Annotated in this window: 17 protein-coding genes; 5 read left to right on the plus strand and 12 right to left on the minus strand. The window is 63.0% G+C overall.

What is annotated here, in order from left to right; all coding sequences use genetic code 11:
- Window positions 1-2 precede the first annotated feature (2 nt).
- Window positions 3-1139 carry an ATP-binding cassette domain-containing protein gene (locus tag H0A72_RS02050; RefSeq protein ID WP_180153335.1) on the plus strand — a complete coding sequence of 379 codons (1137 nt, stop codon included), beginning with the start codon at window positions 3-5 and terminating at the stop codon, window positions 1137-1139.
- A gap of 59 nt (window positions 1140-1198) precedes the next feature.
- On the plus strand, window positions 1199-2398 hold the full coding sequence (locus H0A72_RS02055) for an ABC transporter substrate-binding protein (RefSeq protein WP_218953130.1): 1200 nt from the start codon (window positions 1199-1201) through the stop codon (window positions 2396-2398).
- Between the two features lie 115 nt (window positions 2399-2513).
- Here H0A72_RS02055 and H0A72_RS02060 read toward each other — a convergent pair whose 3' ends face one another.
- Genes H0A72_RS02060 through H0A72_RS02080 form a run of 5 tightly spaced genes read right to left on the minus strand, consistent with a single transcriptional unit; the run spans window position 2514 to window position 6833 of the window.
- Window positions 2514-2924, minus strand: coding sequence for a RidA family protein (locus tag H0A72_RS02060; RefSeq protein WP_343060228.1), 411 nt, complete (start codon window positions 2922-2924; stop codon window positions 2514-2516).
- A gap of 54 nt (window positions 2925-2978) precedes the next feature.
- Complete coding sequence (locus H0A72_RS02065) at window positions 2979-4064, minus strand: ABC transporter ATP-binding protein (RefSeq protein ID WP_180153341.1); 1086 nt, start codon at window positions 4062-4064, stop codon at window positions 2979-2981.
- Between the two features lie 8 nt (window positions 4065-4072).
- Entirely contained in the window at window positions 4073-4861 is a 789-nt protein-coding gene (locus tag H0A72_RS02070; RefSeq protein WP_180153343.1) for an ABC transporter permease, read from the minus strand.
- Window positions 4858-5784 carry an ABC transporter permease gene (locus H0A72_RS02075; protein WP_180153345.1) on the minus strand — a complete coding sequence of 309 codons (927 nt, stop codon included), beginning with the start codon at window positions 5782-5784 and terminating at the stop codon, window positions 4858-4860. Before H0A72_RS02075 ends, H0A72_RS02070 begins: the two co-directional genes overlap by 4 nt.
- Window positions 5784-6833: an extracellular solute-binding protein gene (locus tag H0A72_RS02080; RefSeq protein ID WP_180153347.1), complete on the minus strand. Its 1050-nt coding sequence runs from the start codon at window positions 6831-6833 to the stop codon at window positions 5784-5786. Before H0A72_RS02080 ends, H0A72_RS02075 begins: the two co-directional genes overlap by 1 nt.
- A gap of 302 nt (window positions 6834-7135) precedes the next feature.
- On the opposite strand from H0A72_RS02080, the gene H0A72_RS02085 reads away from it, so the two are divergent.
- Window positions 7136-7801 (plus strand): GntR family transcriptional regulator, encoded by a 666-nt coding sequence (locus H0A72_RS02085; RefSeq protein WP_184157602.1) that lies wholly within the window; start codon window positions 7136-7138, stop codon window positions 7799-7801.
- 50 nt (window positions 7802-7851) lie between these two features.
- On the opposite strand, the gene H0A72_RS02090 is transcribed toward H0A72_RS02085, so the two are convergent.
- Both H0A72_RS02090 and H0A72_RS02095 read right to left on the minus strand, forming a co-directional pair.
- Window positions 7852-8487, minus strand: coding sequence for a response regulator (locus H0A72_RS02090; protein WP_180153352.1), 636 nt, complete (start codon window positions 8485-8487; stop codon window positions 7852-7854).
- A gap of 13 nt (window positions 8488-8500) precedes the next feature.
- Window positions 8501-9493 (minus strand): tripartite tricarboxylate transporter substrate binding protein, encoded by a 993-nt coding sequence (locus H0A72_RS02095; protein WP_246437023.1) that lies wholly within the window; start codon window positions 9491-9493, stop codon window positions 8501-8503.
- A 157-nt stretch (window positions 9494-9650) separates the two neighbouring features.
- On the opposite strand from H0A72_RS02095, the gene H0A72_RS02100 reads away from it, so the two are divergent.
- A complete protein-coding gene (locus H0A72_RS02100; protein ID WP_180153354.1) occupies window positions 9651-10793 on the plus strand; it encodes a PAS domain-containing sensor histidine kinase in 1143 nt (380 codons plus the stop codon).
- On the opposite strand, the gene H0A72_RS02105 is transcribed toward H0A72_RS02100, so the two are convergent.
- From H0A72_RS02105 to H0A72_RS02125, 5 genes are all read right to left on the minus strand, one after another.
- A complete protein-coding gene (locus tag H0A72_RS02105) occupies window positions 10790-11578 on the minus strand; it encodes a crotonase/enoyl-CoA hydratase family protein (RefSeq protein WP_180153356.1) in 789 nt (262 codons plus the stop codon). The genes H0A72_RS02100 and H0A72_RS02105 overlap by 4 nt on opposite strands.
- 54 nt (window positions 11579-11632) lie before the next feature.
- On the minus strand, window positions 11633-12430 hold the full coding sequence (locus H0A72_RS02110) for an enoyl-CoA hydratase (RefSeq protein ID WP_180153358.1): 798 nt from the start codon (window positions 12428-12430) through the stop codon (window positions 11633-11635).
- A 35-nt stretch (window positions 12431-12465) separates the two neighbouring features.
- Window positions 12466-14358 (minus strand): acyl-CoA synthetase, encoded by a 1893-nt coding sequence (locus H0A72_RS02115; protein ID WP_343060227.1) that lies wholly within the window; start codon window positions 14356-14358, stop codon window positions 12466-12468.
- Window positions 14359-14375: 17 nt separating this feature from the next.
- The gene (locus H0A72_RS02120) at window positions 14376-16169 is read right to left on the minus strand and encodes an acyl-CoA dehydrogenase (protein WP_180153360.1); all 1794 of its coding nucleotides are present in this window, start codon (window positions 16167-16169) and stop codon (window positions 14376-14378) included.
- 119 nt (window positions 16170-16288) lie between these two features.
- Window positions 16289-16951, minus strand: a complete 663-nt coding sequence (locus tag H0A72_RS02125; RefSeq protein ID WP_180153362.1) for an SDR family oxidoreductase — start codon at window positions 16949-16951, stop codon at window positions 16289-16291.
- Between H0A72_RS02125 and H0A72_RS02130 the strand changes: the two genes are divergently transcribed.
- The gene (locus tag H0A72_RS02130; RefSeq protein ID WP_343060226.1) at window positions 16944-17261 is read left to right on the plus strand and encodes an IclR family transcriptional regulator; all 318 of its coding nucleotides are present in this window, start codon (window positions 16944-16946) and stop codon (window positions 17259-17261) included. The two genes, H0A72_RS02125 and H0A72_RS02130, sit on opposite strands and share 8 nt — an antisense overlap.
- Window positions 17262-17263: the final 2 nt, after the last annotated feature.

Genomic DNA, 17263 nt, shown 5'->3' on the forward strand with positions numbered 1-17263 from the left:
ACGTGCCGAGCATCACACTACGCGGGATCGAGAAGCGCTACAGCAGAAGCGCCGCGCCGTCGGTCAGGAATCTGGACCTTGACATTGCCGACGGGGAATTCCTGTGCGTGCTCGGGCCTTCGGGTTGCGGCAAGACGACGACCCTGCGGATGATCGCAGGGCTGGAGCACCCGACCGCGGGCGAGATCCAGGTGGACGGCCGAACGTTCGACTCGGTCGAGAAAGGCGTGTATGTGCCGCCCGAGAAGCGCGGCATGGGCTTTGTCTTTCAAAGCTACGCCCTCTGGCCGCACCTGACCGTCCAGGATAATGTGGAATTCGGCCTGGCCTTGCGCAACATGGATCGCAAGGCCAGACGGGCCGCGTCCGAAGGGGTGATGGAAAAGCTGGGCATCGCAAAGTACCGCGACCGCTATCCGTCCGACCTGTCCGGCGGGCAGCAGCAGCGTGTGGCGCTGGCGCGCATGCTGGTTGTGCAGCCCAGCGTCATCCTAATGGACGAACCCCTGTCCAACCTGGATGCCAAGCTGCGGCTTGAAATGCGGGCCGAGCTCAAAAGAATTCACCTCGAGTCCAAATCCACCGTGATCTTCGTCACGCATGACCAGTGGGAAGCCATGACCCTGGCGAGCATGATCGCCGTCATGAGCGAGGGAACGCTGCAGCAGTTGGACACGCCCGACAATATTTACAACCGTCCTTGCAACCGGTTCGTGGCCGAGTTCGTGGGCAGCCCGCCCATGAACTTCATCGAATTGGGCTCGGGCGGGACCTCGGCGGCGCTCTCGGCGTCGCTGCGCAATCACCTTGATGGCGCCGACCCCAGGGTGTGCCGGGGTTCAGTGGGCATGCGGCCCGAAAGCCTGCGCATCGCTGCGCCCTCCTCCGACGCCATGCCCGCGGCGGCCTATGCGGCGCACGCCACGGTCACCGGGATCATGCCCACCGGCGGCAGCTGGATCGTCGAGCTGACCACGGCGGGGCAAAAGCTCTTCGCCTCGGTCAATGCCCCGCCCCACATACAGCTGGGGGACGAGGCCGTCTTTTGGGTCGATCGCGCAGATCTGCACCTTTTCGACGAGCACGGAGACAGGCTGCCCGATGAGGCGGCGGTTCCCCATCAACGCAAAGAAAAGTAATATCGATGGCAAGCCTCCGGCAACGGGCGTACCGAACCATTAAACGCAAGGAGATGGCAGTGAGAGATTCGAAACGGATTCAGGCAAACAAGGCCTTGTTTGCGGCGTCGACGCTTGCGGCGGCGCTGCTGCTGGCAGGGTACGGCTCCGCCGCGCATGCGGCGTCGGGCGCGCAGGCCGCAGCGTCCAACGGCAGCACGGGCCTGGGCATTGCCGACGCGGAGTACAGCCTGGACAAGCTGATCGAAGCGGCCAAGAAGGAGCCTCCGATCACGGTGGTGGATGCGACCGGCAAGATCAAGGTCATGGCCGAGAAGTTCTCTGAAAAATACGGAATCAAGGCGACCGGCGAGAAAATATCGGCATCCAACCAGGAAGAAATCCTGGTGCGCGAGGCGCAGGCGCGCAATGTGCGACGCGACGTCTTCAACATGAGCAACCTGCCCAACGTCACCGCGCAGTTCCTGCCGCAAGGCATCGCCGTCAGCTGGATGCCGCCCGACCTGAAGGGCGAAACTCCCGCCGAGTATCAGCATCCCGCCATCACCAGCTTGAACGTTTGGGTATGGGTCTACAACCCCGCCGTCTTCGGCGACAAATGCCCGGTGGATAACATGTGGGCGCTGACCGACCAGAAATGGAAGGGCAAGATCAGTATCCCGGATCCTTTGCTGCGCAACGAAACCATGTTCTGGTTCAACCAGATCGCGGACAATTCAGACGCGACCATGAAAAAGGCCTACGAAGCATACTTCGGCAAGCCGCTGGAATCCAAAGAGCCCACGGCCATGGCGGAATGGGTCAAGCGTTTCGCGTCAAACAAGGTGAAAGTTCAAAAAAGCGACACCGACGTCGGCCCTATCGTTGGCGCCAGCACCGCCGAACATCCGGTCATCGGCTTCGTCAGCGCGGCCATCTTCAGCCACGCCAAGCACGAGAACTTTCCCATGGCCGTTTGCAAGGAAATGACGCCATGGGTCGGCCAACTGACGCCGCGCGTCGCCGTCATCGCGGCCGGGACCAAAAGCCCCAATGCCGCCAAGCTGTTCGTGCACTACATGATGTCGGCGGAAGGGATGCTGCCGCAAATGGAAGATGGCAAGGTTTCGACCAACCGCAATGCCAAGATGCCTGAAAGCGACGCGTCCGGCGTGGGCAAACTCACTGAAAAGATGTATGTGAACAACTCGGACACCACGCCCGACGACTTCAAGAAGCTGCAGTACTGGCGCGACCTCTGGACGGTGAGCAGCCGCTGATGTCCGTCCGTTCGGCAGGCCTCGAAGGCCTGCCGACGGGCCCTGACTTCCCTCCGCCAGCAACCTTCCGCCCGAAGGCGTCGAACTCTCATGCATGGCGCGCCAGCGAGGCGGATCAAATGGCCGCGATGGTCTGGACTTCAATGAGGAAAGGTTCTTTGACCAGACGGTCCACCATCAGCATGGTGTTGGGCGGGTAGATGCCGTTGGGAAACATCTTGGGGAATTCACGCTTGCGGAATTCCATCAGCTTCGGGATGTCCTGGGAGTGCACCAGGTAGGTGGTGAACTGGACCACATTCCCCCATGAGGCGCCGGCGGACTCCAGCGCCGCGCCGATGTTGCTGAAGACTTGCTTCGCCTGGGCGTCGAAATCGCCTTCGCCGATGATGTTCCCCGCGGCGTCGCCGGCGAGCATGCCGGCGATGAACAGGAATTCATCCGCCTTGACCCGGGTGACGTGGGTGTATTGGCCCATCGGCGCACCGAGTTTGGAGGGGTTGTAGATATTGATCTGAGCAGTCACGTTATTCTCCATTTGAGTAAAAAAAGGCCCAGGGCCGGACGTCGATCGGCGTTGTTATTGCCGCGCAAAGACATGAATTTTTGTTCTGGGCACGTGCAGGGACAGCGTGTCGCCTTCCGACAAGGACCGGTGGCGTACCATCTCGGAGGCGTCGAAAAGCAGGGGCGCGTCCAGGCCCGCCACGAGCACTTCCGCGGTGGTGGAGGCGCCCTGGAAATAAACGGCCCTGACCGGACCGGTAATGGCCAGCCCGCGGTCCATTTCGCCGACGGGATCCGATGTGACGTCCTCCGGCCTGAAGAACAGCCGCACGTTTTTCGAGCCGGCATCCGGCCCTTTCATGCCCTGGACCTGGCCGATCGGCGTGTCGATGGTGAGCCCCGCGGCGCCGCCGGCGACGGCGGTGCCGTCCAGGAATGTGCCCCGGCCGATGAAGCGGGCGACGAATTCGGTGGCGGGTGATTTGTACAGGTTTTGGGGAGCCGCGCATTGCTCCACTTTGCCGCGGTTCATCACCGCGATGCGGTCCGACATCAGCAAGGCTTCGTCCTGGTCGTGCGTGACGAAGATGGTGGTGATGCCCAGCGAACGCTGCAGGGCGCGCACTTCGCGTTGCAGGTCTTCGCGCAGCTGGCGATCCAGTGCACTGAAGGGTTCATCGAGCAGCAGGATGCTGGGCTCGGTGACGAGGGCGCGGGCCAGCGCGACGCGCTGCTGCTGGCCCCCGCTCAGCTGCCGTGGGTAGCGGTCCGAGAACGCCGTCATGTGGACCAGGTCGAGCAGCTTGCCCGCGCGGGATTTCCGTTCCGCGGCCGGCACCTTGCGCATCTTGAGGCCGTACTCGACGTTCTGCCGCACGGACATGTGGGGAAAGAGCGCATAGGCCTGGAAGACGATCCCTATGTTTCGGCGCTCGGGCAGCAAGTGGTCGATACGGTTGCCCCGCACTTTGACCTGCCCGTCGCTGAGGCCCTCGAAGCCCGCGATCATCATCAAGGTGGTGCTCTTCCCGCAGCCGGATGGGCCGAGCAGCGAGATGAATTCGCCCTTTTCGATGCTGATGTTCAGCCGGTCGACGACCCGGGTGCCGCCGAAATCCTTTACGACGTCCGATAGTTCCAAATCGTATGTATGGTTCATAAGCCTGCTCAAGTCCTGGCTGCGCGTGCCGCGAGGCCGATGAATAGCGTGATGACGATCAGCTGGATGATGGAGAACGCCGCCACGCCGGGGTCGAAGTTGTATTGCATGTAGTTGAAGACCGCCACGGGCATGGTGATGTTGTCGAAGGTGGTGACGAACAGCGACACCGGGATGTTCACGAACGAGATGATGAACGCGAAGGCCGCGCCGGCGCGGATGCCCGCCGACATCAACGGCAGGGTGATGGTGAAGAAGGTCCGCAGCGCGCCGGCCCCCAGGCTGCGCGCGCCGCGCTCGTAGGACGTGGGCATGTCGGCCAGCACCGCGACCGCGGTGCGCAGCACATAGGGGGCGCCGATGACCGTATGGCCGAAAATCAATGTCCATATGGACAGCTGAAGCCCGACGGCGCTCCAAAGGAACAGAAGCGCCACGCCGTACACGATCCAGGGAATCGTCAGCGAAGACAGGCACAGCCCGTAAATGAAATTTCGGCCCGGGAAGTCCCGGCGCGCGATCACGACCGCCGCCGGGACGCCCACCAGCAGCGAAATCGCCGTGGACGCGGTGGCGACGATCAGGCTGTTGATGAACGACAGGACGAAGGTGGGGTTATCGGTCAACGTCAGATACCAGTTCCATTGGAAGCCGCTGGGCGGAAACTTGATGTAGGACGCGGTATCGAACGAAATGAGGAGCACCACCGCCAGCGGAAAGATCAGTATCAGTGAAATCAGGAAGACATACGAATTGAACAGCAGGGTGCCGACCCTGCCCAGCTTGGACGCGCTCATGTCTTGTTGGGCTCCTTCAAGACGTTGAAGTAACGAAGCTGAAGCGCCAGCGCCACCAGGGCGACGAAGGTCAGCATCATCGCCAGCGCGGCGCCGGATGCGCGGTCGTTGGCGACGGTCATTTGCTCCCAGATGGAGACGGGCAGCATGATGGTGCTGGAGCCGCCCAGTAGCAGCGGGATCACGAAGGCGCCGCAACTTTGCATGAATACGATCAGCATGCCGGCGGCCAGGCCTTCCCAGCTCAGCGGCAGAGTCACCGTGAGAAAGGTCCTCCAGCGCGAAGCGCCCAAGCTGCGTGAAGCGAGTTCGAGCGCGGGATTGACGCCGCGCAATACGCTTTCGAGCGGCAGCACCATGAAGGTGAAGCTGATGTGCGCAAGGCCGGCCACCACGGCGCCGATGCCATAGATGAGCGGCAAGGGCTCTTGCGAGAGCCCCAGGCCTTGTATCAGCGCGTTCAAGACGCCGTTCTTTCCGAGCATCACCAGCCAGCCCATCGTCAGCATGTTCATGCCCACGGCCAGCGGGGTGAAGGTGATCAGGAAGCACACGCCGTTCCAGCGCGACCGGGAGCGCGCCAGGAACAAAGCGACCGGGTAGGCAAGAAACGCATTGAGGAGGGCGACGCCGACGCTGACGAGCAGCGTGAAGCCCATCACGCCCCAGAAGTAGGAGGAGCTGAATATCTTCCGGTATTGGTCGATTTCCATCGGGCTTTGGAAGGGCCAGCTGCCGAGCGCCCCGCCGAGGCTGACCGACAGCATCAGCAGCCCCGGCAGGACGTAGCCCGCCAGCATGAGGACCACCATGGGGCCGGCCATGAGCGTATTGGATACCGCCCCCCGGCTCAGTAAAGCGGGCCGGGGCGACCCGGGCTGCCGGCCCGGCCCCGACAGGGTTGTGGCTGTCGTCGCGCCCATCATCTGATCTCGGCGTTCCAGCGTTCAATGATGCCGGGCGTCGCTTTCGTCAGTTCGTCCATGCCGGGCACGGTGCCTTGCGCCACCGGCATGATACGGTGGCGGGTCGCTTCGGGAATGACGACCCTGGTATTGGTGGGCGTGTACTGGATGAGCTTGTAGTACTCCAGCAAAGGTTCGGGATCCAGCAGCGTGTTGACCCATTCGAAAGCGAGGTCGGCGTTCGGACCCTTGACGACTTGCGCCGGCACCAGCGAGAACAGGGAAGAGGGTGCCAGCCGCTTGAAGTCCAGGTTGGCGTCGCCGGAATCCATCATGGCGTAGATGCGGCCGTCCCAAAGCCAGCCGATCTCGGCTTCGCGCGATACGATGAGGCGCTCGGCCTCGATCGCCGTGCCCCAGAATTTCGTGACGTAGGGCTTCATCTTGCGCAAAGCCTGGAAGGCCGGATCCAGGTTGCTCATGCTGCCGCCGAGCGACACGGCCAGGTGCCAGATGAGTTCCGGCGTCCAGGCATAGGAGATGTCCGGGAAGGCGATGTTCTTGCCGAATTCGCCTTTTCCGGCTCTTTCGAGGAATTCCGGCCAGCTGTCCGGCGCTTGCTTGACCTTCCTTTTATCGAACCAGATTCCCGAGGCGCCGTATTGGTAGGACACGCCGTAGGAATCCCAAGGCTCATAGAACTGTTTTGGAATGTCGCGGAGATTGGGCACCTTCTCGGGTGTGAGCTTCAGCACCAGGCCTTTCTTGATGAGGCTCAGGGCCAGGATTTCACTGTTGTCGACGGCATCGAGCGGCGGCCGGTTGGGCTGTGATTCGATTTGCGCCGTCCATTGCGCCGGACCGCCCAGGACGATCTTGACGTCGGCCCCGGTTTTTTTCTTGAAGAACGGCGCGAAGTGGGTACGGATGGATTGTTCCCAGCGTCCTCCCAGTGTCGTCACGGTGATTGAATTGCTTTGCGCAAAGACCAGGCTCGTGCGCTGAGTGGCCGCCAGCGCGGCCGTGCCCGCCATCATGCCCAGCATTTTTCGGCGTGAGATTTCCATGCTGCCTCCTAGTTGTTGGCCGTCGGGGGTCCGTACGGTCCTTTATGGTTGATGAGAATATAGGCTGATTGAATAAAATATGCAATTATTTTGGATACAATCTACATAAAATAGTCGTTTAATATGATTTAAATAATTGATATCTATGAACAAAAATTTTATGAGACAGCGATTTGTCTTTAAATCTACGATTTGATTTTCATCGTTTTTAAGCATAAAGTTCTCCCCTACACACCATTCCGCGCACTGGGCATCGCACTTCTGAAATGGATCGCTCAGCGACGACAACACTTACGACCGCCATGGCAGAACAACAACACACAGACAATCACGTTCAATCCCTTCCTGAAATGGTGTATCAGCGACTGCGCAGCGGTGTCCTGAAAGGGGAATTCCCGCCGGGCCAGATCCTGCGCCAGGAGGAGCTCGCCCAGCGTTTCGGCGCCAGCCGGGTGCCGTTGCGTGAGGCGATGACCCGGCTGGAAACAGAGGGCCTGCTCGAGCTGAGGCCCCGCCGGGGCTATGCGGTCATTTCTCTCGAACCGGAGGAAATACAGGAAATCTTCGCGCTGCGCGCCATCATCGAGGGGCACGCCGGCGCCGCCGCCGCCTTGGCGCGTACGGACAAGGACATCAAGGCGGTGAAGGCCCTGCTGCTCAAGATGGAAAAGGTAAGCATCTCGACACCCGAGAAGGCCAATGCCTGGCTGGAATTGAACTCAGCCTTCCACGACAGGATCTTCCTGAGCGCTGGCCTGCGGCACGTATCGCGCGTGGCGCTCATGCTGCGCGACATGGTGGAGCCCTATATCCGCATCGAAATCGGCCTCACCATGGACGTCGCCGAAGCTCAGGTGGAGCACCGCCAGATATTCGATGCCTTGGTGGCGGGCGATTCGGAGCGCCTCGGCCATTTGAGCAAGATCCATTGCGAACACACCGCCGCGCGGCTGATCAAGGCGTTGTGACGGGCACTCGCGCAGGGCCGGCCACGCGGGCCCGGATCACGGCATGAGCTTCAATCGATCAGCTTGTGCCTGAGCGCATACTGCACCAGCTCGGCATTGTTGCCGAGATTGAGCTTTTGCATGATGCGGCTGCGGTAGGTGCTGACGGTCTTGACGCTGAGGAACAGCTGCGTGCCGATGTCGGTCAGGCGCTGGCCCTTGACGATGAGCATCATGATCTCGAATTCGCGTGAAGACAATCTTGCCTGCGGCGCTTCTTCGGCGTCGTCGGACCGGCTGTGGCGCAGGACCCGGTCCAGGATTTCGGCGGGGAAGTATTTGCCGCCGGCGGCCACCTTGCGGATGCAGGTGATCAATTCGTGGAAGTCCATGTCCTTGGCGATGTAGCCGCTGGCGCCGGCGTCCAGCGCGCGCAGCGCATAGGTTTCGGCGGGATACATGCTCAGGACGATGACGGGCGGCGCGGGCTTTTCGGCCTTGATGGACGGCAGGACGTCCAGCCCGCTCCTGCCTTTCATGTTGATGTCCAGCAGCACCACGTCGATGGGCGTGGTGCGCAGGCACATGAGCGCATCGCCCGCGTCGGCGGTTTCCGCGACGACGGCCATGTCGTTTTCCTCGTGCAGCAGGCGCTTGAGGCCGTCCCGGAAAATCGTGTGGTCGTCGACGAGGAGTATGCGTATCATGGTTTCATGGAAGCTAGCTTGCGCGCGGCACGTCAAGCGCCTTGAGTATACGGGCTTCGCTGTCGACGGACTCCGCCGCGAACCGGCGGAACTGTTCGCCGGTCATGTACTGCGCGGTCATGTCGAATTTCTTCAGGTTCTCCAGGAAGGCGGGCTGTTGCATCGCCTTGTGGAAGCCGTCGTGCAGCGCCTGGACCACTTGCGGCGGCGTCCCCTTGGGCGCGGCAAGCCCCCAGGGCGAGGTCTGCACCATGTCGATGCCGACTTCGCGCAGTGTCGGCACGTTGGGGAAGCGTTCGGCCCGTTTGTCCGACCAGATCACCAGCAGGCGCATCTTGCCGGACTCGACGTACGGCACCCACGACGAAGCGTCCGCGATCGACATTATATGGCCGCCCAGCAGCGCCGGAATGGCATCCGCCACGCCTTTGTAGGGCACGTGCGTCAATTGGATGCCCAGCTGGCGGGAGATCTGCTCCATGGTCAGGTGCTGGGTCGTCAGGCTGCCGACCGTGCCGTAGGTGAGTTCGCCGGGATGTTTTTTGGCGTACTCGACGTATTGCTCGAAGGTCTGGATCGGGGATGATTCCGGCACGACCAGGCCCCAGGTGAAGCCGGTGATGCGGATGACGTATTCCAGGTCGTTGACCGGATCCCAGGTCATCTTGGTGGTGTAGGGCAGCCGATACACGCTCATTGGAATGATGCCGATCGTATAGCCGTCGGGCCGCGCGTTCTGCAGCTGATGCCCGGGAAGGACGCCGCCCGCGCCCGGCTTGTTTTCGACGATCACGGGCTGCCCCATGATTTTCGACGCCTCTTCGGCCAGAGCGCGGACCACCACGTCGGTCACGCCGCCCGCGGTGAATCCGACGAGGATGCGTATGGGTTGCCGCGGAAAGGCCTCGGACGCCGAGGCGGTGCTCAACATGCCGGGTATCGATGAAGTGGCCAAAGCGGCGCCCAGGCCCAGGCTGCTCTTGCTGAGAAAATCGCGTCGGTTCAAAGTGGTCTCCTGCGTGAGAATGGAAGGCGGATTGCCGAGTTTTTATCGCCAAGGATTTATGGATTACTCTATGGCAGTGTAGACAAGGTCCCGCGCCGCACGCAGTCAGAAGGCGCTGAAGACCGAGTCAGTTTATTCCTACACTTCAGGCATCTCCATGATCCCGGTCGACCCTTCCTCTCCCGCTGAACTGGCGAATTACCGCTATCTGTTCGAAGGCCTGATCGAGCAGTCGGTGGCGGGCATCTACCTGCTCCAGAACGACAAGCTCATTTATGTGAACGAGGCGTTTGCAAAAATGTGCGGCACCTCGCGCGACAAGCTCGCGGGAAAATCGCTCGCCGATGTCGCGCCCCGGGATCAGCGCGATGAGCTGCTGCGCCAGTACGCGCGCCGGCTGCGCGGCGAATCGCCCGAGAACACCTTCATCGTCCGGATCAAGCGCCCGAACGAAAGCACGATGCGGGCGATCGAGATCCATGGGCGGCTCATTTCGTATCGCGGCGAACCGGCGGTGATCGGCGTGGGCATCGATGCCACGTCGCGCTTGCTGCGGCATCAGGAGCTGGAAGATTCCAAAGCCAGGCTCAGCGAGCTGCTGACCTACATACAGAAAGTCAGGGACGAAGAGCGCCTGGACATTTCAATGGAGCTGCATGACGCGGTGGGGGGCATGTTGTCGGCTCTGCGCTTCGACCTCATCCGGATCGGCAAGAAGATAGGCAGGCTCACGCCCTTGCAGCACAGCCACGAGGCGAAGGTGCAATTGGGCGAACTGGAAGACACCGCCGAACAGGCCATGCAGCTGGTCCAGGACACCATCAAGGTGGTGCGGCAGATTTCCGAAGACCTGCACCCCAGCGCATTGCCGCACCTGGGCATCGCCGAAGCCATCAAGAACGACTTGGAGAAGTTCGAGTCCCGCTACGGGATACGGGGCGATTTCCATCATGCCGGCGCGCGGGCCGACTTCCCGGACGAGACGGTGCGCGACCTTTACCGCATTTTCCAGGAAGGGCTGAACAATGTGGCCAAGCATGCCCGGGCGACCCGGGTGGCGGTATCCATCCGGCAGGCCGATCAGTGGTTCGTTCTCAGCATGGAGGACGACGGCGTGGGCATGGCCGGCCATGCGCCGCAGCCGGGGAAATACGGCTTGTCGACGATGCGCGAACGCGTGCGCCGGTACGGCGGCACGCTGGACATCGCGCCGGGCGCGCAAGGCGGCGTACGGCTGACGGTCGGCATTCCGGTGGCCGGCATTCCGGTGGCCGGCAGCCCGGTGGCCGGCCAGCGCTAGCGCCCGGTGAAGACCGCCGCGCGCCGTTCGACGAAGGACTGTATGCCTTCCTTGAAATCGTCCGAGGCGAACACCTTGGCCCGGATGTCGGGAATGCATGCCACGGCCGCCTGCTCGGCGGCGTCGATGAATTGCATGGCGGCCTGCTTGGTTGCGCGCAGGCCCAGTGGCGCGCAGGCGCAGATTCTTTCCGCAAGATTCTTCGCGCGGTCCAGATGCTGGCCGAAGGGCACCACCTCTTGCACGAATCCCAGTTCGCGGGCGCGCTGGGCGTCGAACTCTTCGCACAGGAAGAGATGGTACATGGCGTTGCCCCAGCCGGTGCGCGTCAGATAGCGGAAATGCGCGCCCCCCAGCGGAGCGATCCCGCGCTTGGCTTCGAGCTGGCCGAAACGCGCCGTGTCGGCGGCCACCACGATATCGCAGGCCAGCATGATTTCGATGCCCACGGTGTAGGTGATGCCCTGGACGACGGCGATCAGCGGCTTGGTGCAGCGGCGCTTGAGGCCGAAGGGATCCACCCATGCCTCCGGCCGCGGCTTGGCGGTCGCGTTGGGGCCGAAGAACTTGGGCATGTCCAGGCCCGCGGTGGTGTGCTCGCCCGCCGAGCACAGTATCCCCACCCACAGGTCGTCGTTTTCCTCGAAGGCGGTGAGGTGCCGCGCGAGCTGCTCCATCATCTCGGGCGAGTAGGCGTTTTTCTTTCTGACGTTGTCGACGGTGATGATGCAGACATGGCCGTCTATCTCCATCCGCACTTCACCTTGCTGATTGTCCGCTTGCATGATTGCTCCTTGCTTTGCTTGCCGGTTCGGTTCCGTAATACGGGCGATTGCGCTTCACACCACTTTCTTGGCGCGCGCGATGGTGGAATCCAGCCCCTTCCGGAGGTGGGACTGGAACTCCTCGGTGACGTGGGACAGCTGGTGGACGTCGAAATGCGCGGTGATGGCCGAGCGGAAGCCCTGGGCATCCCAGGTGCGGTTCAGGGAGCGCTTGGTGAAACGGATGCCGTAAGGCGGGGCCTGCGCCACCGAATTGGCCAGGGCCAGGGTCGCCTCTTCCAGCTGCGCCACCGGCACGACTTTGTTGATCATGCCGATCTGCAAGGCTTCGTCGGCGGAGATGCGGGCGCCGGTGAAGATCATCTCCTTCGCCTTGCGCATGCTCATCACCCATGGGTGGATCAGCACTTCCAGGCTGGCGGTTCCCATCGAATGGGCGACGGGATCGGAGAAGAAGGCGTTGTCGGCGCAGACGATGAGGTCGCACATATTGGCCACCATGAAGCCGCCGGCGATGCAGGCGCCTTGCACTTGCGCGATGGTGGGCTTCTTCAGGTCATGGATGCGCAGGCAGTATTCCAGGAAATGCTCTTCTTCGTATTCCCAGCGCTGTTCGACGGTGGGATTGGGGCGTTCGACCTTGGCGGATTTCAGGTCGTGGCCCGCCGAAAAATGGTCCCCCGTGGCGCCGATGACGACCACGCGGACGCCGTCGTCGGCCTCGGCCGCGCGCAGGGCGTGATCGAGCTCGCGCAGCAGCGAGCGGTCCTGCGCGTTGCGCACGGCCGGGCGGTTCAGCCGGATGCGGGCGACGGCGCCGAGCCGTTCGCTGGTGATGTTCTGGTATTCCATTTCGATTCTCCAATAAGCGGGTGTTGCGGGTCAGCTCACGTCCGTAATATGTCGATGTCCAGCGGCAGCCCGCTCAGGGCCCGGCGCGCATGCGCCTCGTCGATGTCGCGGGAGTCCAGGTATACACGGGCTTTCAGGCTGCCGGCGGGCCCGTCCAGGGCCTCGGCGCGGAAACCGCCGGCGATGCCCGCGTTGTTCAGGATGAGGCGGATGCCGTCTTCCAGCGCCGACCGGCGCAGCGGCTGACACAGGATCTTTCCCATCGGCGACTTGGGAATTTCATGCGTGATGCGGCAAGCTTTGGGGATGGCCGCGCGCTCGTGAGCGCGCGCCGCGACGAAGTCGAGCAGGTCTTGCGCGCCGGCGCTTGCGCCGCCCTTCAGCTGGACGTAGGCGACCGGCACTTCGCCGGCGTGCGCGTCCGGGCGGCCCACCACCACGGCTTCCACGACGTCGGGGTGCCGATACAGGATTTCTTCGACCGCCTTCGGGTCGATGTTGTGGCCGCCGCGAATGATCACATCCTTGGCCCGGCCCACGATCCATACATAGCCGTCCGCGTCGACACGGGCGATGTCGCCGGTATTGAGCCATTTTCCGGGCTCCAGCCAGATGTCGGCATCCCGCGAGGGATCGGCATAGCCCGGGAACATCGTCGGGCCGCTCGTGGCCAGGATGCCCGCCTCGCCGACGGCGCAGTCGGTGATGGCGCCGTGGCCGTCGCGGCGCACGACGCGGACGGCGTGATAGGGAAAGGGCAGGCCGACCGAGCCCGTCTTCACTCGGCCGTTACGGGGATTCATCATCATGACGGACGTGGTTTCGGTCATGCCGTAGCCTTCCCGGACCTCGAAGCCCGACATCCGGAGGAAGGTCTGGGCGACATGCTCGGACAAGGGCGCGGAGCCCGACAGCACGCCCTTCAGGGATGCGAGGTCGCGGCGATCCAGGGGGCGCTGGACGAGCTGGTTCATGATGGTCGGCACGATCGTGAGATAGGCGATGGACAAGCGCCGCACGATGGACCAGATGTGCTCGACCAGCCCGGGGTGGCGCCAGCCCGCCGACGTCGCCAGTACGAGGCGCCCGCCGCGCGCAAGCGTTGCGAGGCTGCCCGCATAGGCGCCCACCACGTGGAACAGCGGCGTGGCCGACAGCCGCGCTTCCCCCGCCTGGATGCCCGCCACGGCGGCGCTCAGCCAGGCGCTGGCGACCACCCCGTCATGGGTGTGGCGCGCGAGCTTGGGCGCTCCGGTGGTGCCGCCCGTGGGGAACAGCGCCGCGATGGCCGAGCCGCCGGGCAGGCCGCTGCGATCGAGCTCCGCGGAAAAGGTATCGATGACTTCGTCGTATTCGATGAACCGGATGCCTTGCGGAATTGCACCGCCTCGGTCTCCGCCGATCCGTATGACGGTGCGCAGCCGGGGGCAGGACGCAACAATGCCTTCGACCTTTTTCCAGCAGTCGACCAGCGCATCGCCGCCGTGGACGAAAAGCACGGTCGAGCCGGACGCCTTCATGATCTCCGCGATGGCTTCCGGCTCCATCATCCAGTTCACGGGATTGGCGACGCACACCGCCTGCGTTCCCCACAAGGCGAACTGCCCTTCGGGCGTGTTGGCGAGCAACAGGGATACGGCGTCTTGCGGACCGATGCCGAGGGAGCGGATGAGGTTCGCCGTTTGATGGATGCGCTGCAGCAGCAGGCCGTAGCGGATCGAGCGCCTGCTTGCCTCGCAGCGGTCCGGTTCGCTGAAGAAATCGATGGCGGTGGCCTCGGGATCGTGCAGGCAAGCGGCGCGCAGGAACTCATAAGTCGATCTGGGCAAGCCCCAGGCGTCCAGGGCTTTGCGCTCGAACTGTATTTTCCGGTCCATGCTCGACAGATCGGCGTCGAGCCAGTAGCTGGGTGGCGTGGCGGGTTTCACGTTGATTCGAGCCGGGTTCAGCGGCACTCCAGTGCGGCGGGTTCCATGATCGAGTCCGCGGACGCCGACAGGCGGGCGATCCGCATTTCCACTTCGACGAAAAGATGCTCGAAATAGAATCGGGCGGCGGCGAGCTTCTCGGACCGGAACGCGTCGCCGTCCGGCAGTTTCGTGAGGGCCGCGTGCGCCGCCCGGCACCAGAAATAGCCATAGACGAGATGGCCCACGATGCGCAGGAAATCCGTGGCGCAGGAAGAAAAGCGCAGCGGGTCGCGGACCGCCGCATCCAGCAGGCCGGGCAGGAGCGTCTGCGTCCGCTGCGCCAGCGACGACAGCGGCGCCAGGAAGGGAGCCATCGCCGGCATGTCCGCCCAGGCCTGGTCTTGCCGCTCTATCATGGCGAGCAGGCGCTTCAGGCGCGCGCCGTCGTCGGGCAGCACTTTGCGGGCGAGCAGATCGTTTGCCTGCACGCCGTTGGTGCCTTCATAGATGGGCAGGATGCGGACGTCGCGGAAGGTCTGCTCTATGCCGGTATCGGTCACGTATCCGCTGCCCCCGTGAACCTGCATGGCCAGGCTCACGGATTCGACGGCGTTGTCGGAAACGAAGGCCTTGGCCACGGGCGTCAGCAGCGCCAGGAGATCACGGGCCTCGCGACGCAGCCCTTCTTCGTTGCCATGCAGGTCCAGGTCGATCTGGAGCGCGATCCAGTACAGGAACATGCGCGCGCTTTCCGCCCAGACTTTCTGGGTGAGCAGCATGCGGCGCACGTCGGGCTGGCAGACGATGGGGTCCGGCCCGTAGCCTGCGCTTTTGGGTTTGACGGGCGATCGCGATTGCAGGCGCTCCTGGGCATAGGCCAGGGATTTCTGGTATCCCCATTCGTTCAGGCCAAGCGCCTGGGCGCCGGTGCCCAGGCGCGCGGAATTCATCATCACGAACATCGCCGCCAGGCCTTTGTCGGGTTCGCCCAGCAGATAGCCGCGCGCGCCCTCGAAACGCAGGACGCAGGTGGCGTTGCCGTGCAGGCCCAGCTTGTCTTCGATGGCATCGCAAAACACCTGGTTGAACTCGCCCGGCCGCCCCTCGGCGTCGGGCAGGCGCTTGGGCACCAGGAAGAGCGACACGCCGCGGGTGCCGGCCGGCGCGCCCGGCAGACGCGCCAGCACCAGGTGGACGATGTTCTCCGTCAAGTCGTGTTCGCCCGAGGAAATGAAGATCTTCGTCCCGTTGAGCAGATAGCCGCCGTCGCCGGCGGGCGCCGCCTGGGTGCGCAGCAAGCCCAGGTCGGTGCCCGCGCCCGGTTCGGTCAGGCACATGGTGCCCGTCCACTGCCCCGTCGCCAGCTTGGGCGCATAGAGCTTGCGCAGGTCGGCGGGAGCATTGGCCACGATGCACCGGTACGCGCCCTCGGACAGGCGCGGATAGAGGGCCCAGGAGATATTGCTGCCGCTGAGCATTTCGCCGAGGATGGCGGAAGCCATCATGGGCAGGGCCTGCCCGCCGTCCTCTTCTTTGGCGCACAGGCCCGGCCACCCGCTCGCGGCATAGATTTCATATGCCGCCCGGAAGCCGTCCGGGGTGCTGACCTTGCCGTCTTTCAGCACGCAGCCCTGCTGGTCGCCGGTCGCGTTCAAGGGGGCGAGCTCGCCGTGGCAGAATCGGTCGGCGCCTTCGATGATCTGATCCAGGGTTTCGTTGTCGATCGCCGCCGCGGGCGCATGCCGGGCGAGCGTCCGTTCCACCTCCAGCACTTCGCGCAGTACGAACCTAATATCCTTTTGTGGGGCGGAATACAAACCGTCTTTCATGCCTTGGCACCGTCCGTGTCGATAGGGAATATGGCGCCAAGTGTAGGGGGAAGACGCGCGCTTCTCTGTCAGAAGCGCGCCAGAGCTTTTGTAGGATTTATCTGATGCTCGGGCGGATCTTACTGTATCAGTCTGCCGCCATCGACCACCAAGTCGGCGCCATTGATCATGCGCGCGTCTTCGGAAGCCAGGAAGGCCACCGCGGCGGCGACGTCTTCGGGCTCAACCAGCCGCCCCATGGGGTTCATGGCTTTGATGGCGTTCAACGCCCGTTCCTTATCGCCATATTCCTTGATCAGCCTGTCCTGAACGAGCGGCGTCCATATATAGCTGGGATGCACGCAGTTGACGCGGATATCCACGGCAATCGCCCTGAGTCGTTCTCCTTTGACCAGTGGGCCGCTTGACGGGATTGCATCGTACATGAAGTCAACTTCTCCCGACACGACGCTCTGCAGCCCTTCGACGGCGCCACGATACGCGATATGGGGCATGGGCGCGGTCTTCGCGGCGTCTACTACGTCCTGCACGGATTTGTAGCTGCCTTTCTCGTTTACCACCAACAGGATCGGCGAGTCCACGAGTTGGGTGATGGGTGCCAGGTCCATCTTGGAGTTGTAGCTCAGCTTCGAGAACAGCCCCTCATTCAGCGCCAGCGCGGCGATGTCGCCCACAAACAGCGTATAGCCGTCGGCCGGATTCTCTTTGAGCTGAGCCATTGCAAGCTGCGCCGCGCCGGCGAGGTCGGTCCTGGCGTTCTGGCCGAAGGCCAGGGTGCGCAAGTTGTTCGAGGCTCAGTATAAAGATGCGGCGGATCAAGCCTTGTGGCCTTCGATCTGGGAGGAGCTGAAAGCCGTGCGCAAGGCGGGATATTGCGTCAGTTATGGCGATCTGGATTCGGATGTCGTCGGTTTCGGCGCGCCCGTCCTGATCGAGGATGAGGTCATCGGAACTATTTCACTGGTCTGCTCCAAGGAGCGGGCAAAATTTTTGAACGACGCGGCGATCGGTGCGGTACTTATGGCGAAAAGCCATGAGCTCGGTATGGTGCTGGCGGCCAGCGAAGACGGCGCGCATTTTCATCCGAGCTAGGA

This window comes from Parapusillimonas granuli (genome assembly GCF_013416525.1).
Lineage (GTDB): Bacteria > Pseudomonadota > Gammaproteobacteria > Burkholderiales > Burkholderiaceae_B > Parapusillimonas > Parapusillimonas granuli.